Genomic DNA, 15,926 nt, shown 5'->3' with positions numbered 1-15,926 from the left:
AACTCGATTGACAAATAAATGCGTGGGTGGTGCAATTTTTCTGGAGGTCACTATGGCCAACGACGATCGCTCGACCGTCCGGCCACCGAGCGGCCCTAAAAGCTCGGGAGTGCACCCGCCAATCGACCCGCGATTCGTGGTGCAGCTCTATTACCCCAACAGTCTCGCTATCGCTCGCGCCGTCGCAACGCATCTACACAAACGCGTTGAAGACACGCTGCGCCGATCTGATGCCGGCCGCAAAGACCGAGCCTACGCTGGTCTCAGCCTCGATACGACCGTCTACGAAAAGCTCAACGAGCACATTCGCGGAGTCATCGTAAATACGCTCATCGTCGGCGTCGACGAATTCTGCGATCTTGATGCCCTTTTCCAGGAAATCGAGCGTTACTTTGCAAAAGGGACGCCGATCATTATCCATGTAACGGCGCCGACGGAAATGGATCTCTCCATCTTTGTTGAATACGGAGCTGTCGGTGCATTTACCGGGTACAATTTCAGCGAAGCCGATCACCTGCTCGATGAGGCGGCACGCAAACAACTCAAACCTGGCTGCATCAACATCGACTCTGACTAACCCCCTGATTGCTTACGCGGTCGGGGTGTTTGTTTTATTCAACCCCCAAACTCCCATCCGCTTTCAATACAACGGTCTGCGTGCGCTTCACGGCATTGCGAAGAAGTAAATCTGCCAATTGATTTTCTACACGTTCTTGAATCACACGACGCAATGGTCTGGCTCCAAAAATCGGATCAAATCCTGTTCTTGCAAGCTCTTCAACAGCCCCATCTTCCGCACGGAAGTTAATACCCTTTTCTTGCAAACGCTTGCCCACGCCATTCAACAACAGCCAAGCGATCTGCGTTACATCATCCAGTGTCAACGGCTTAAAGACAATCACGTCATCAAAACGGTTAAGAAACTCTGGACGAAAAATACCTTTCAACTCGCGCTCAAGAAGCGCCGTCTTAATACGTTCGATTGGCGTCTTGTTCTGCACCTCCGTCTGAATGAATTCCGTTCCAGCATTTGAAGTAGCGATCAAGACGACATTCGTAAAATCAACCGTACGACCAACACCATCCGTCAAACGCCCATCATCCATTACCTGCAAAAACAATGTCAGGATATCCGGATGCGCTTTTTCCAATTCATCCAGCAACACAATAGAAAACGGCTGCTTTCTCACTGCTTCCGTCAACAATCCTCCCCGATTATCCCCCGGCTCGCCAATAATTCTCGCAATCGATGAAGGCGTCTGATACTCGGACATGTCCAGTCGAATCATCATCGACTCGCTACCAAAATATTCACCAGCCAAAGCTTTGGCGAGTTCCGTCTTTCCAACACCCGTCGGTCCAAGAAACAAAAAGTTCGCGATCGGACGATTTCCGGAGCGCATATCCGCACGCGCACGACGCATCGCCTGTGAAACAGCTTTCACCGCCTCTTCTTGGCCGACAACGCGCGTATGTAAATGTTCCTCAAGCTGAAGCAGCTTATCCCCTTCATCACGCGTCACCGCCTCAACCGGCACATGCGCCTTATCCTGAATAACCCGCGCCACATCTTCCGCAGAAACCATCGCTCCTTCACCACGCTCACGTCTTGCAAGCACTGCCGACTCGGTCAAAACATTCAACGCTGACTCAGGCAGCTTCACCTCGCGCAAATATCTTCCGGCAAGAGAAACGGCTTTCTCCAATGCCGCATACGTAAAGAAAACCTTATTCTGATATTCCACATAACCGCCTTTCGCCATCAACACGCGTATCGCATTATCCTGATCCAGCTCCGGCACCTCTACCTTGATCAGCTTCTGCCCCAACGATCGACGCTCCAAATACGATGTCCAAGCTTGCGGAGTCGTTGTCGCGATCACCAAGCAATAGCCCTTATCAATTTCCGATGCGAGCGTTTCCGCTAAATCCATATTTCCGCTCCCCGCTCCAACCAAAGCCTCGATGCCATGCATGACCAAAATAATATTTCCGGAAATCGCGACCTCATTCAACATCGATAGCAATCGCTGCGGAGCCAAAGATGGATCACCTGCCGCCAAAACCTGCGACACATGGATCGATACCAGACGTCGATCAAATAATTCCGGCGGCACATCCTCCTCCACCATTCTTCTTGCCAAACCATCGATCAAAGCACCTTTACCGCTCCCCGCTTCTCCAACCAAAGCCACCGAACGTCGACCGCTCTCGATTCCACGCAGCAACTCCTGCATCTCGCGCTCACGCCCAACCAAAGGCGCAACATAACCTTGGCGTGCCAGTTGCGTCAGATCCTCGCTAAATCGATCCAAATAAGGCGTCTGCTGAGCTGTCATTGCACGATTCATCACGCCAGCCGGCTTCAGTGAGGCCAACATTACAAATCGATCATGTTCTTCCTTAAGCGACTCCTGCGTACCAATCCACTCCGCGACATGACGTACATGGCGCGGCGGATAACCGGCTGCATCCAGCACATTCTGAATTCTTGCGTCGATTTCAAAGGCTCGCAAAAAAATCTCGATCGTACCAACATGTTTTCTACCAGAAGCCTCTGCATCAGCCGCCGCTTCTAACAACACACTCTTGGCTTCCAAGGTCAACGCAGGCGGCGCACCAGTCGGCCCTTCATTTACAAGCTGCGCCAGTCCATCGCGAATTTTATCAAAATCAAGTCCAAGTCTTGTAAGAAAAATACCGCCGGCCGTTGTTCCGAGAGCTGCCGCGAAAAGATGCACGGCACGAATCTCCGACTTTCCAATCTTCTGCGACAAATCATACGCTCTCTGCAAAAGCTCCCATGCCGCTTCCGTGAAATACGGAGAAACTTCTCTCGCCTCATGCGACACGCTTCTCGCGTCGCCCAATGAAGCATGTCGCGTGTCGCGTGTCGCGTGAGTTGGCTTTCCCCAATTCGGAAGAATGCGGGCCGTATCGTTATAAACGCGCAGACGAAAAACCAAAAATGAAAGCAAAAACAATCCAAGCCACAATCCGATCGGCGCCAAGCTGCCTCCAAACCAAAATTCAACCGTAGTCAGCGCCATCACATCACCAGCCTGCCAAATACCGATTCCAAACCAAACAAAACAAGCCAAAATCGCGATGCCGATAATCGCATGCAAAATTCCATGCGCAGTCCGTCGCGCCGTTCGCACGGCAAAAGTTCCGCTATCGACTTTTTCAAGCCAAACCAACTGCCCGCGTTCCGTCGATAAACTCACGCCAGCTCCACGACAAGCTTTGCAGCCAACCGATGCACGCGCATCGCCGCCGCAAACCGGACAAAGACTCGGAGTATATTGTTCCATATCAGCTACCAATCACATTACGGAACAAAGCATCAATAAGCAGGATCAAGGACACGGCCGGCAGCAAAACCCAAACAAATAAAAGAAGACCATATCCGATCGCCTCGACCAGCAAGCCAATTAACCTGCCGATCAGCACCACAAAACGCATCACCACGCTCACCAATCGCCCAGCCAAATCATGCTGGCCATACATCGGAACAAAAAAGTTACGCATCCAGACAACCAGCCCCGCGCTTTCCCATCGATAGTGAAGGCCTCGAGCACACCAGCGCGCTGCTTCCATCAAACCCTCCGTATACCACCAAAATGGAAAACGAATCAGGCTTCCGAGCGTTTCGGACAGGAACAAGCGGATCAAGCCAACCACGGGCATCGACATGGGAAAAGTATAGCAAACAAGAGATCCTCCCTGCACGCGAGTGGGGAGGATCACTTTTAGCCGGCAACGGGGACAAGCGAACCGCACCGGGCTGCGCTTCCAAATGATTTTTGGAATCGCGGCTCGAGGCGCTAACGCACGGCGTAAGAACCTCGCGACACGTCAAGAAATTCCATGCGATCGACCGGGACATAGCCCAATCCTTTCACACGTTCCTCAATCGTACGCAAAGCCTGATTCTTTGCGGCATTATCTTCCAGCTGGGCAACCGTCGCTTTCAATTTCTCCAGACGCTGTTCCTGCTCACGCAACGTATAACCCTTCGTTGCGGACTTGTTCATCTGATACACGTGCACAGCCATGGTCAAAAAAGACAAAACGAGGAAAACGCCAACCCAAGCATTACGAGCAGCTTTTTCAAGTTTGCGTCCAGGAGCCAATGACAAACCCAGCGCAAGATGCGGTTGTCTAAGCGTGGTGATGTTTGAGCGGGCCATGTTTTTTATTTCTTTTTTGCGACACGAACTTTTGCACTGCGCGATCTTGGATTCTTACTAATCTCTGCCTCTGTTGCTTCCTGCGGTCTCTTCGTGAGCGGTTCCCAGCGTTCCTTGTCCTTGAAAGCCGTTTTAACGATGCGGTCTTCCAACGAGTGAAAGGAGATGATCGCGAGACTTCCGCCTGCCGCGAGTATCCGATGACTTCCATCGATCGCTTCTTTAAGCGCCTCGATCTCATCATTCACGGCGATGCGTAAGGCTTGGAATGTTCGCGTAGCCGGATGAATCCGACCGCGCTCATACCCTGCCGGTACCGCCTGCTTGATGATTCCCGCCAGCTCCGTCGTGCGCGTGATGCGATGCGATTTTCGCGCTGACACAATCGCGTCGACGATACGCTTGGCAAACTTCTCCTCTCCAAATTCTCTGATCAGCTGTTCGATCTCGTTAGGCTTCCATGTGTTGACGATGTCGGCGGCCGTGAGACCGTCTTCATTCGCCTTGGGACCGAGTCGCATATCGAGCGGACCTTCTGTCATGAACGAAAGTCCTTTGGAAGGATCTGCGATCTCGTCGGAGGAGACGCCGAGATCAAGCAGGATTCCATCAACACTCATGACGCCGCGCTCCGCCAATCGATCGTCGAGATGACGAAAGTTGGCTTCCACCGGCTGGAATCGATCTCCAAACGACTTGAGCGATTCCTTGGCGCGTTCCAGCGCCTTGGGATCGACGTCGAATGAATACACGATGCCATCTGGAGCAGAGCGTTCGAGCAGGGCCCGCGTATGCGAACCGCCGCCGAGCGTACCATCGACCCAGATACCGCCCGGCCGTACCTCGAGACCAAGCATGGTTTCCTCGAGCATCACGGGAATGTGGACAGTCTGGTTCATACGCCGAGGTTTTGAAGACGTTCGGCGATAGCATTGCCCTCGGACTCGGTTTTAGCCGAGTACTCCTTCCACGTAGCCTCATCCCAAATTTCCAAACGGTTATACAGACCCGCGACCACGACAGACTTGTCGAGGGCGGCGTATTCACGCAGGTATTCCGGAAGAAGCACGCGTCCGGATTTGTCGACCTCGACTTCCATCGCGCCAGCCAGCATTAAGCGGGCAAAAGCGCGGGTGTCAGCCTGGCCAAACGGCAAGGACGCCAGCTTTTCGGCAAGTGTTTGCCACTCGCTCTTGGGATAAAGGAACAACGATCGATCAAGTCCGCGTGTAACCACGGCACCTTCCGCCAGGGATGCACGAAACTTGACCGGAACACTCATCCGGCCTTTTTCATCAAGCGTGTGATGATACTCACCGATGAACATAGGAACGGATTGCGGGTGAAGAGAATTTTCCACTTCATCCCACTGCAATCCATTCTATGCCACAAAGCAACATTGGTCAAAGTTAGTGAACAACTAAAAAATGCGCTTGTTACAGCGCATTTTTTGTTCGTTTTACGTTCCTATGTGGGTAACTCTGTTTCCCACTTAACGACTATTTAACAAACGTTCCTGATTAACCTTACTTTCTTCGATTTCTTTTTTCGTCCCACCAATAGCTCCAACACACTCCCCATTCTCAAGAGTATACTCATCTCCACAATCACAACTTCCGTTTGTAAAACTTCCACCCGAGTCCAAACAAGCCGTTTGTTTCATCAACTTCTCCTGCCCAATCTTCACTTCATTCAACTCCTTTTGCGTCATTCCATCCTGACCCATACACATGCCGTTCTCAAGAACGTAATCTCTCTCACAAACACAAGTACCATTTTGTAATTCTCCGCCAGATGTAACACAGGCTTGCTGCAAACTTGAACTAGAGGATGTCTGGAGTAATTGCGTTATGGATCTAAGCTGCGCATTCATGACATACATGCTCACACCCGATAACGCCACTAAAATAATAAGCAGCGCTACAATAACCTTTTGCGTAAACGTTTCATTCATATACGCCGCATTATATCACCCCCCCCCCGAAACTTGTCTTTTCGCGATATCCACCCTTGACAAATCCTTCAAAAAAGTGAACGGAGTATAAAGCGTGCCGGTGGCGAGGTGCTCGTCAGGAATTGACACTCCATGACGAAGGGGTTCGAATCCCCCTCGCCGGCGCGCATGAGAAGGCTTGACGAACAAAGCAGGGAATATTATCTTGAATTTACGGAGTGTCAATTCCTAAGCGCCAAGCCACCAAACAAAAACACCCCCGACATCGGGGGTGTTTTTGTTAATTAAAAAAACAAAGAAGCCCTCCCCGCTTTCACAGGAAGGGCTCGCAGAACCTACTGAATGACCAAGACCTGGATCGAATCCGAGATCTGCGCCGTAAGCGGCTCGAGAACCAGCACGCGCTGGCCACGACGCTTGGTCACATACGGAATCAGCGGACCATACTCGGCGTGTTCGAACACAGAATCAGGCGCGATGACTTCCGAGAGATTCTCATCGACAGAACATACGGCCAACAGCTCCAGGATACCTCCCGCGTTCCAACCACTCGCGCGAATCTCGATGACGACTTCCGCGAGCGTCATGACTCCCCGCGAACGATACGAGCCGACCTGACTCGCAGCCGCCGCCGTAGCTACGCGCAAACAGAGAGCCTCCAAGTACGGATCGACCTCTGCAAACTTGCAAACAGAAAGCAGTTCGCGCCAGTCGCGCGCTACAGGCAAAGCAATGAGATTCTGGATCATGTTCATACTCCTTGCGAACGTTATGTGCTCGCACCAACAACCTAACGCAAATACTTAATTTTATGTATAAATAATGATCATTTGTGTCATGTTTATAGATAAATATACGCCTATTAATACTATAAACATTGGCAAAATTGACATAATAAAAAGTGTCATATATATTGACAATTATGTTAAATAAACTCATCGAGATCGGTTTGCCCAAAGAACAGGCCGAGATCTATCTCGCTTTGTTAGCTGATGGCCCAGCCGCAATCGCGGAAATTTCCCGACGCACAGGCTTGCATCGCGTAAATATCTATAAAGCCATCCCCTCTTTGGTATCAGCGGGACTTCTTCAAGAATCCCGTAAAGGTAAACGCAAACTCTTTGTCGCTAGCGATCCAAGTGTATTGAGCAATATCACCGAGCAACGCACTCGCACGCTTCAAGAAATCCTGCCAGAACTTGAATCCATGTCAGCCACCCAATCAACCCGTCCTGATATCCGAATCAACCATGGTCGTCCTGCGGTAAGAGATGCCTTAGACCGATTTATCACGAGCCTCAAGAAGGGCGACATCTATTACCGCTTCTCTTCACGCAACCCAAAATCTGATTGGAAAAAGTATTTAACCGAGAAATACTTAAAAGCCGATGCACAAATTAAGCCGGAGCATTTTGTTATCACGAATGCAGCTTTAGCACCGACATACACACCTAAACTTGAGCGAGCTGTAAAAATTCTGGGTGGAAAAGATCCCTTTGATCACAACGTGAACGCTTACATCTACGGCGATACAACGCTTTTTTTGGATTACAATTCTGAATCAGTTCTAGAAATTCAAAACCCGGCTTTTGCAAAGTTCATCAAACACATCTTCAAAGCTCTGTACGAACGTCTCTAAAAAACGAAAGAGCCCTCCCCGCTTTCGCAGGAAGGGCTCGGCAGAGACCGGAAGGTCTCTCTCATGCGATCTAGGCAGCCGCCTTGGCCGACATCTCGCGCTCGATCTCGAGCAGGCGCTTGATACCCTCGTACATCGTGAGCACGGCCTCGACCTCCGAGACGCCCAAGCGGCGCTTGTTGGAGATGTCGTAGACACCGCCCTCGGACTCGGAGTGCTCGCCGTGGATGCCACGGATCGAGAGCTTGAGGTCCTGGGCGAGCTGCTTGAAGTCGGGACGTGCGCTCACGAACGGGAGCTTCACGTGGACCGACGCGCGCATCGCGGTGCCGAGGTTGGTCGGACACGAGGTGATCGCGCCGTACTTCTCGTGGTACGCAAAGGGCAGGGCATCGTTCAGGATCGCCACCATGCGGGCGAGACGATCGAAGACCTGGCGGATGTCTCCGCCCTTCTGCATCGAGATGATGCGGAACTGGTCCTCCTCGTTGGTCCACACGAGCGCCGTCTTGTCGGCGTTGTGGAAGATGCCGCGACCGGACGGCCAGTCGTGGTTCGCACCGACGACCTCGAGGAAGCGGTCACCCTGCTTGAACAGGAAGTGATCGTTCACGAGCTGCTGACGGACGTTCTCGTCCATGCCCTCGAGCGGGTAGAAGTCGCCGGCGAGGTCGCCCGTGAACTTCTCCTTGAACGTCGCCGCGGCGCGCTCCATGATCTCGAGGCGCTGCTCCTTGGAGATCATCGGCGCGAGCGGGTAGTTCTTGAGGTTGCGGCCCACGCGGATGCGCGTCGAGACGATGGCCTCCCCCGTCGGATCGACCGGATCGGTCGGGATCTTGGTCACGTCGAAATCCGTCACGTGGTTCCCCGAGAACCCGTGATACTCGGCGATGAGCGGGCCGAAGAACGGCTCGAACATGTCGTACGCCTCGGCGTCGCCGGCGTAGGCGCCGACTCCGGAGTCGAGGTTCAGCGTGCCGCTGATGACCGCCATGCCCAGCGTGAAGTTGGACGAGGTGCGCTTCTGGAGAAGCTCGTGGCGGGTTCGCTGATCGAGCGCCGCGAGGTGCTTCAGCATCAGCATCTGGGGGTTGAGGGACGGGGAATCGGACATAGGAGAGGAGTGACCGTTGGAGGGATGAGCCTGTGTCTGCATGAGTAAAAACCTTTCAGAACCCAAAAAATGGGGCCCTGACAGTTTAGGCTCTTTTGGCTCAAATTCAATGATTCTTGTCAACCCCTCCAGCGCCAGCCAACCTATTTACCAGTTCGTTTCCCTGTTTTACCTAAAAAGGCTCTGCTACGGACAGATTTATGGAACGTAATCGCAAATCGATGCGCCTCATCCCTCACCTGCGCCAACAAATCGACATACTTACGACACAACTCGCATAGCTCGATTGAGACTTGCGAACAAATAATATCGTTCCTCTTTCGTTGCGCTCCTTTGGCGATACCGACGACCGGTATCTGGATATTCAAATGATGCATCACTTCTTCGGCGGCGTGCACCTGAGGCAAACCCCCGTCGATCAAAATCAAATCCGGCATGCGCCACTCGTCATGCTTGAATCGACGCATCAACGTCTCCCTCATCGATGCGACATCATTCGGCCCTTCCACTGATTTAATCTTAAACTTTCGATATTCCGCTTTTGCAGGCGCGCCATTTTCAAACACGACCATCGAGGCAACTTGCGATGTACCAGAAATATTTGAAATATCATATCCCTCGATACGTCCAAACAAATTCACCGCCATCCCCTCACCCGGCTTGATGCGATCGACTTGCTCATCATCTCGCCGCAATACCGCCACATCTTGAATGTGTTCGAGGAAATAGACTTTATTACGAATTTCCGCAGCCTCCTCGAATCTCTTTTCTTTCGCAAGCTTCGTCATCTGTTTCTTATAATCTTTCAAAATATCTTCCTTCTTACCTTCAAAGAAGCGGATCAAATCCCGAATCGTCTTCTGATAAACTTTTTTATCAACCGCATCAACACAAACTCCCGGACACAATTTCAAATGATGATAAAAACACGCTCGCTTCTGTCCTGGAATACAAGTCGACCACGGAAAAGCCTTGCGTACCAAATCCATCGCCGCCTTCAACGAGCGTGACGACGTATACGGTCCAAACACCACTTTATATTTCTTTGCCGTCTCATCATCGAGATCTGTTCCGCGCACAAGAAGCGGCCGCGGAAAATCCTCATCCGTAATTCCCAAATACATGAAAGACTTATTATCTTTCTGCATCACGTTGTACTTAGGCCAAAAATGCTTGATCAGGTTCGCCTCAAGCACAAGCGCCTCAAGCGCCGTCGGTTTTTCGATATAATCAATCTCCGTAACCTGCTTGGTCATCTCCGGAATCTGCGGACCATGCGGTCGATCAAAATGCTGCTGCACCCGACGCTTAAGTGAAACCGCCTTTCCCACATACAAAACCGTTCCCTTGGCGTTCTTCATGATGTAAACGCCCGGATTTGATGGCAACTCGCCATTCTTGATTTTGATTTGGGTTGGGATCATCTCTTTTTCAAAACCTCCTTCAAATACTTCCCCGTAAAACTCTTCGGCGACTTGGCCACATCCTCCGGCGTTCCCTGCGCAATGACTTTACCTCCCTTATCACCGCCTTCCGGTCCCATATCAATAATCCAATCCGCATTCTTGATCACGTCGAGGTTGTGCTCGATCACCATCACCGTATTTCCACGCGCCACAAGACGATGTAACACCTCCAGTAATTTTCGAATATCCTCAAAGTGAAGACCCGTGGTCGGCTCATCCAACAAATAGAATGTCTTTCCCGTATCGCGCTTGGCGAGTTCCGTCGATAATTTAATACGCTGCGCCTCACCACCGGACAATGTCGTCGCTGATTGTCCAAGCGTGATATACGCCAAACCAACCTCCTCCATAATCTTCAAACGATCATAAATCGGCGGAACATCGCGGAAGAATTTCGCGCCTTCCTCAACCGTCATCGAGAGAATCTGGTGAATATTCTTATCCTTGTATTTCACCTCAAGCGTTTCACGATTGAAACGTCGTCCCTTACAAATATCACAAGGCACATACACCGTCGGCAAAAAGTGCATCTCAATGGCGAGTTGGCCATTTCCTTCACAATGTTCGCATCGACCGCCAGGAACGTTAAACGAGAATCGTCCGACCTTGTAGCCGCGCACACGAGCTTCCGGTGTCAATGTAAAAATCTCACGAACATGATTCCAGATTCCTGTATATGTTGCCGGGTTAGAACGCGGCGTACGACCGATCGCGCTCTGGTCAACGTCAACAACCTTATCCAGCCAATCAATACCATCAACACCGCCATGCTTTCCCGCTTTCACCGTCGATCCATTCAGCTTGCGCGCTAACTCGCGATACAAAACATCGATAGTCAGTGTCGACTTACCCGAGCCTGAAACTCCCGTCACACACACAAAACGACGCAGCGGAATCTTCACTGTTACGTCTTTCAAATTATTTTCCGTTGCTCCGTGAATCGTGATGTGTTCCTTGGCTGGCTCACGACGCTTATTTGGCATCGGGATCACTTTGTCGCCGCGCAAATAGGCACAAGTGACGCTATCCTTATTCTGCAAAACCTTTGGCATCGGTCCCTCCGCAACAATATGACCACCATGCTTTCCGGCCCCCGGACCAATGTCGACCAAATAATCGGAAGCGCGAATCGTATCTTCATCATGTTCGACAACGATAATCGTATTTCCGATATCACGAAGCTTCGTCAGCGTATCAACCAATCGCTGGTTATCGCGCTGATGCAATCCAATCGTCGGTTCATCGAGCACATACAAAGCACCGACAAGACGCGAACCGATTTGCGAAGCCAATCGAATGCGCTGTGCTTCACCACCGGACAATGTTCCTGCCGTTCTATTCAATGTCAGATATTCAAGTCCAACATCAAGCAAAAAAGAAAGTCGCGCTACAATCTCGCGCATAATCGGCTAGGCGATCTTTTCTTCCGTTTTGTTAATCGGCAGTCCCAAAAAGAAATCCGCCGCATCCGTAATCGGCATCGCGGAAACATCGACGATATTCTTGTTATCTCCCAACCAAACAAACAACGATTCCGTTCGCAAACGATTTCCGTGACAAGCCTCGCATGTTTCCTCCGACCAAAGATCCTTGGTTCCTAAACCATTACACGTCGGACAAGCGCCATACGGCGAGTTGAACGAAAACAAACGCGGCTCGATCTCCGGAAACGCAAAACCGTCATCCGGACAAGAAAAACGTGCGGACATGAGCAATTCCGATCCATCATCCAAAATAACCATCACGTTATCTTCAGATCGATCAATCGCCATCTCGATCGCTTCATTCAAACGCGACTGTAACTGTTTATTTCCTTCTACTGGCCAAGCAATCGGCACGCGGTCGATCACCACTTCAATATTGTGCTGTTTGTAACGTGACAACGGAATACGATCGCGCAAGCTATACATCTTGCCATTCACGCGTACATCGATAAATCCGGCTTCAAACAAATCCTGCATCAACTGGCTATATTCACCCTTGCGTCCGCGAACAACTGGCGCCATCACCGTCACCTCATTGGTAAACTTGGGAGCCTTTCCTCCAACCGGCGTTGTGCGATGAATTTCATCCGTGCGCTTCAAAACACGATCAACCATTTCATCAATGGTCATCTTACGGATCGGCTTGCGGCAAATAGGACAATGCGGCTTACCGACACGCGCATACAAAACACGCAGATAGTCGTAAATCTCCGTAATCGTGGCGACCGTAGAGCGCGGGTTGGCCGAGTGCGCCTTTTGATCGATAGAAATCGCCGGGCTCAATCCCTCGATTTCATCCACATCCGGTTTATCCATCTGTCCCAAAAATTGTCGCGCATACGATGAAAGCGACTCCACATATCGGCGCTGGCCTTCTGCAAAAATCGTATCAAAAGCCAAGGACGACTTGCCGGAACCGGACAAGCCTGTAAACACGATCATTTTGTTGCGAGGCAGCTCCAACGAAATGTTTTTGAGGTTATGTTCGCGTGCTCCGCGAATCACTATTTTATCTTGCATAGACAGAAAAATCGGCCCCGGAAGGCTGGCTGAACTTTACCGTTGCTCGTCCAAGTTGTCGAGGCTCGGCGCAGCGATCTCTTTCCACGCTTCCCAACCAGGCGTTGTCGATGAAGTCGGCGGCAATAAACCCATATGCTCAAACGGCGGACCGATCATTTGATCAAAAAGAAATGGCCAAATCACAAAGATCGGATTGGCCGATTCAATCAATGCCGGCACACGTCGCACAAACTCCGCCTGCTCCTCTGGCGAACTCTCCCATCCAGCTGCTTGCGGTCCCACTCGAAACCAACCGATTTCTGTAAACGCAACACGCTTATTGGTATGTTTAGCGATTTCCGAATAATAATCCGCCGGTACATCAGCCGGACTCTTGAACGCTAAACTCGGATAAGAAGTAAACGCGACAAGATCCGCATCCGGGAATCGGTTGAGCAAATCCCATTCAGCGGAGGCCGCATCATCCTTTCCGCCAAACAATCCTCCTTTCAAACCTTTCATCCATTCAAGTTGGAATATGGGAAATACGCGCGTCTGCGGACTCACCTGTTTCACTTTGCGATACGTATCCTTAAAAAAATTCACCATCGCATCACGCTCTTTATCGCCCTGATAAGAAAAATTAATCTCATTTCCAATCGCGAGATACGGCGGCTGTTCACGTTTGGCAAAATCAACAAGCGTCTTCTGAAGCGCAGCGAGTTTCTGGGCATCATTCACGATCGATGTTTTCGCACCCGTTACAATCACCGGGAACCATGCTCTCTGTCTCGCCAAACCAAGCACAACCGCTCCAGCATTTTTCTCCGCCGCCAACTCTGTCCCCTCGCCTGCCCAGCTAAGTACGCCGCCAGCCTCCGGAACCATCGCCATGAATCGTTCAAAAGAAGTTCCGTCAAAAGCCTCGGGAGTCAAACTGACGCCATACTGGGTTTGATCCAAAAACGCAGGCGACTCAGTAGAACATCCAGCCCCAAGAAGCGCCAACGCGAGACCGGAAACCATCAAAATCTTCTTCATGCGCACAGTCTATCAGTACCGTTGCCGATTAGGCCAAACCCTGCTAATTTCAGACGCGGAGGTTTTGGAATGAAATCCGTAATTCTTTCTAGTAAGATCATCCATCAAAATCCGTTCTTTCGTGTCCTGCACGATCGCGTCCGCCTCCCCAACGGTTCCGAGATCGACTACTATGCACGCGAACGCCCCGATGGCGCTATCGTCATCTGCGAACGCGACCGCAAGCTCCTCGTCGTCAAGCAGGATCGCCACAGAGCCGATGTGCGTCTGGTCGAATTCCCCGCAGGCACGCTCAACGCCGGAGAAACCCACGCACAAGCTGCGATTCGCGAGCTGCGTGAGGAAACGGGCCACGCAGCAGAAACGGTCGAGTATGTCGGCAAAGCCTGGGTTCTCGGCTGCACCTACGACCATGTCTTCACCTGCCACGATCCGATCGACACCGGTAAACCCGATCTCGAAACGAGCGAGCATGGTCTGACGCATCACTGGATCGACATCTCCGAATGGAATGAGATCATCCTCTCGGGTCGTACGACCTTTGAGGCGCTCGGAGCCTGGACCATGTACAAGGCATGGTGCGCGCAACGCTGACTCTAGCCCTGGCCCCGCTCTGCGGTGCGTCGGGGCTTTTTTGTTTTTGCCTTCTCGGCGACACCAATCGCCTTTCTCGCCCAAGCCACGGATTTCTCGCGATCCTCCAACACTTCCTCCGGAACCATCCAATACGACATCGTTACCGCTTTGCGATCTTTTGCCGAATACTGAAACGGTTGGCTTTCCATCGCTTCGTAATCCGGTCTCGTATCATCATCGACTTTAAAATAGATCTTTCCATTTGCTTCAAGTCCAAACATCTTGCCAGCATGATAAAAGCCGTGCCCACCAAACATACGCTTGGTTTTCACTTCCAATTCCGACAAAACATCTTCTGCAACGTATTGAACAAACGTAGCATGAGTTGATGGCATTCCGGCATAATACACGGATTGGTAGCGAAAAATAAATAATGCTACGAAATCTTGACAAAACCGATATTTTATGCTATATTCTGATGTTAATTCAGTGCATTTGGTACTCAAAAGCACTGGATGACAAGCTCCATAACAACCAACTACAAGGAGTTGCCATGACCGTCGAAAAGTTCTTCGAGAAGCAGTCGGCTGCCAAGATCGCATCCGATCGCGCGTACGCCATGCGCGACCAGATCGCGCGTGAGCACGGCATCAACCTCGGGGACGCTCAGAAGCACCCCGACTACAAGGCCCTCGAGACCGAGGCGCATTCCCTCTACTGGGAGGCAGACGCGCTGACGCCGCACGTGATCCGCGCCAACCTCGAGCGCCTCAATCTCGAGGACATCGAGGTCACCGGCGTTCTCGTCGGCAACGATCGCAAGACCAGGCTCGGTCAGGAGCAGATGCTCCTGACCGACCTCTGCGGTCTCCGATACCGAGGCTTGGCCAAGCGGCTGGGCGTCGCCATGACAGACATGGCCCTCATGGTCATCGTCGAGAAGGACGGCGCCAGCATCGGGGTCATCGACTGCGACGGCGACTTCGACTACGAGTCGGCTCCGGATCTACGGACTGCGCTCGGATGGAAAATCGCGACCGACGGTGGCCGCACGAGTCTGATCGAGTTCTTCGACCTCAACAAGGCCGCGAGCTCGATCATCGACACGGTGAACAACGACGGCGTCAGCGAGAAGGCGTTCTTCGGAGCATACTTCCAGACGCTGAAGCGCGCATTCGTCTACGGACGCACCTCGCGCTTCTCGGACGGATACTGCGGAGCCGCAACGACGCTCTGGCGTGTCGCCACCCGCGTGCTCGGCAACGAGCACCCGGGGTACGACTTCGCCTACTGACCGGCGACGATATCGCCACCCTGGGTAAGCAGGGTTATCACTTCAATGGGAATGCCTTACCGCATCCCCAGCTTCTGTCGATACAATCGGCACTGATGAGTCCAGGGATTTCCCAAGGACGAAAAGCTGAAATTTCAATACATAAAAAAAGAGCCCTTAC

Annotated in this window: 15 protein-coding genes and 1 pseudogene; 4 read left to right on the top strand and 12 right to left on the bottom strand. The window is 51.6% G+C overall.

Going from position 1 to position 15,926, the window contains the following annotated elements; genetic code table 11:
* The first annotated feature begins 52 nt into the window (after positions 1-52).
* A complete protein-coding gene (locus IPH19_00080; protein QQR60860.1) occupies positions 53-577 on the top strand; it encodes a hypothetical protein in 525 nt (174 codons plus the stop codon).
* Between the two features lie 34 nt (positions 578-611).
* Here the strand turns inward: IPH19_00080 and IPH19_00075 are convergent, their stop codons facing one another.
* The 7 genes from IPH19_00075 to IPH19_00045 all read right to left on the bottom strand — a co-directional run bounded on the left by IPH19_00075 (position 612) and on the right by IPH19_00045 (position 6,896).
* On the bottom strand, positions 612-3,314 hold the full coding sequence (locus IPH19_00075; GenBank protein ID QQR60859.1) for an ATP-dependent Clp protease ATP-binding subunit: 2,703 nt from the start codon (positions 3,312-3,314) through the stop codon (positions 612-614).
* 1 nt (position 3,315) lies between these two features.
* Positions 3,316-3,696: a hypothetical protein gene (locus IPH19_00070; GenBank protein ID QQR60858.1), complete on the bottom strand. Its 381-nt coding sequence runs from the start codon at positions 3,694-3,696 to the stop codon at positions 3,316-3,318.
* Between the two features lie 131 nt (positions 3,697-3,827).
* Positions 3,828-4,193, bottom strand: coding sequence for a hypothetical protein (locus tag IPH19_00065; protein ID QQR60857.1), 366 nt, complete (start codon positions 4,191-4,193; stop codon positions 3,828-3,830).
* A gap of 5 nt (positions 4,194-4,198) precedes the next feature.
* The gene (rsmH, locus tag IPH19_00060) at positions 4,199-5,092 is read right to left on the bottom strand and encodes a 16S rRNA (cytosine(1402)-N(4))-methyltransferase RsmH (GenBank protein ID QQR60856.1); all 894 of its coding nucleotides are present in this window, start codon (positions 5,090-5,092) and stop codon (positions 4,199-4,201) included.
* A complete protein-coding gene (gene mraZ / locus IPH19_00055) occupies positions 5,089-5,520 on the bottom strand; it encodes a division/cell wall cluster transcriptional repressor MraZ (protein QQR60855.1) in 432 nt (143 codons plus the stop codon). Before mraZ ends, rsmH begins: the two co-directional genes overlap by 4 nt.
* A 165-nt stretch (positions 5,521-5,685) precedes the next feature.
* On the bottom strand, positions 5,686-6,147 hold the full coding sequence (locus IPH19_00050) for a hypothetical protein (protein ID QQR60854.1): 462 nt from the start codon (positions 6,145-6,147) through the stop codon (positions 5,686-5,688).
* A gap of 335 nt (positions 6,148-6,482) precedes the next feature.
* Entirely contained in the window at positions 6,483-6,896 is a 414-nt protein-coding gene (locus tag IPH19_00045; GenBank protein ID QQR60853.1) for a hypothetical protein, read from the bottom strand.
* A gap of 173 nt (positions 6,897-7,069) precedes the next feature.
* Here IPH19_00045 and IPH19_00040 point away from each other — a divergent pair, with 173 nt between their 5' ends.
* On the top strand, positions 7,070-7,786 hold the full coding sequence (locus IPH19_00040; protein QQR60852.1) for a hypothetical protein: 717 nt from the start codon (positions 7,070-7,072) through the stop codon (positions 7,784-7,786).
* 70 nt (positions 7,787-7,856) lie between these two features.
* Here IPH19_00040 and IPH19_00035 read toward each other — a convergent pair whose 3' ends face one another.
* The 4 genes and pseudogenes from IPH19_00035 to IPH19_00020 form a co-directional block, all read right to left on the bottom strand.
* The gene (locus IPH19_00035; protein QQR60851.1) at positions 7,857-8,903 is read right to left on the bottom strand and encodes an arginine kinase; all 1,047 of its coding nucleotides are present in this window, start codon (positions 8,901-8,903) and stop codon (positions 7,857-7,859) included.
* Positions 8,904-9,046: 143 nt separating this feature from the next.
* Positions 9,047-10,327 carry an excinuclease ABC subunit UvrC gene (locus tag IPH19_00030; protein ID QQR60850.1) on the bottom strand — a complete coding sequence of 427 codons (1,281 nt, stop codon included), beginning with the start codon at positions 10,325-10,327 and terminating at the stop codon, positions 9,047-9,049.
* Positions 10,324-12,873: pseudogene (uvrA, locus tag IPH19_00025) on the bottom strand (excinuclease ABC subunit UvrA). Before uvrA ends, IPH19_00030 begins: the two are co-directional and overlap by 4 nt.
* Before the next feature lie 36 nt (positions 12,874-12,909).
* The gene (locus IPH19_00020; GenBank protein ID QQR60849.1) at positions 12,910-13,896 is read right to left on the bottom strand and encodes a hypothetical protein; all 987 of its coding nucleotides are present in this window, start codon (positions 13,894-13,896) and stop codon (positions 12,910-12,912) included.
* Between the two features lie 69 nt (positions 13,897-13,965).
* Between IPH19_00020 and IPH19_00015 the strand changes: the two genes are divergently transcribed.
* Entirely contained in the window at positions 13,966-14,490 is a 525-nt protein-coding gene (locus tag IPH19_00015; protein ID QQR60848.1) for an NUDIX hydrolase, read from the top strand.
* A 2-nt stretch (positions 14,491-14,492) separates the two neighbouring features.
* Here the strand turns inward: IPH19_00015 and IPH19_00010 are convergent, their stop codons facing one another.
* Entirely contained in the window at positions 14,493-14,867 is a 375-nt protein-coding gene (locus IPH19_00010) for a TfoX/Sxy family protein (GenBank protein ID QQR60847.1), read from the bottom strand.
* Between the two features lie 158 nt (positions 14,868-15,025).
* Here IPH19_00010 and IPH19_00005 point away from each other — a divergent pair, with 158 nt between their 5' ends.
* Complete coding sequence (locus IPH19_00005; GenBank protein ID QQR60846.1) at positions 15,026-15,766, top strand: hypothetical protein; 741 nt, start codon at positions 15,026-15,028, stop codon at positions 15,764-15,766.
* Positions 15,767-15,926: the final 160 nt, after the last annotated feature.

It is taken from the genome of Candidatus Uhrbacteria bacterium, from assembly GCA_016699205.1.
In the GTDB taxonomy this organism is placed as follows: domain Bacteria; phylum Patescibacteriota; class Patescibacteriia; order 2-12-FULL-60-25; family 2-12-FULL-60-25; genus CAIXDN01.
The sequence above is the reverse complement of the archived record's forward strand: the minus strand, read 5'-3'. Positions and strand labels throughout refer to the sequence as shown.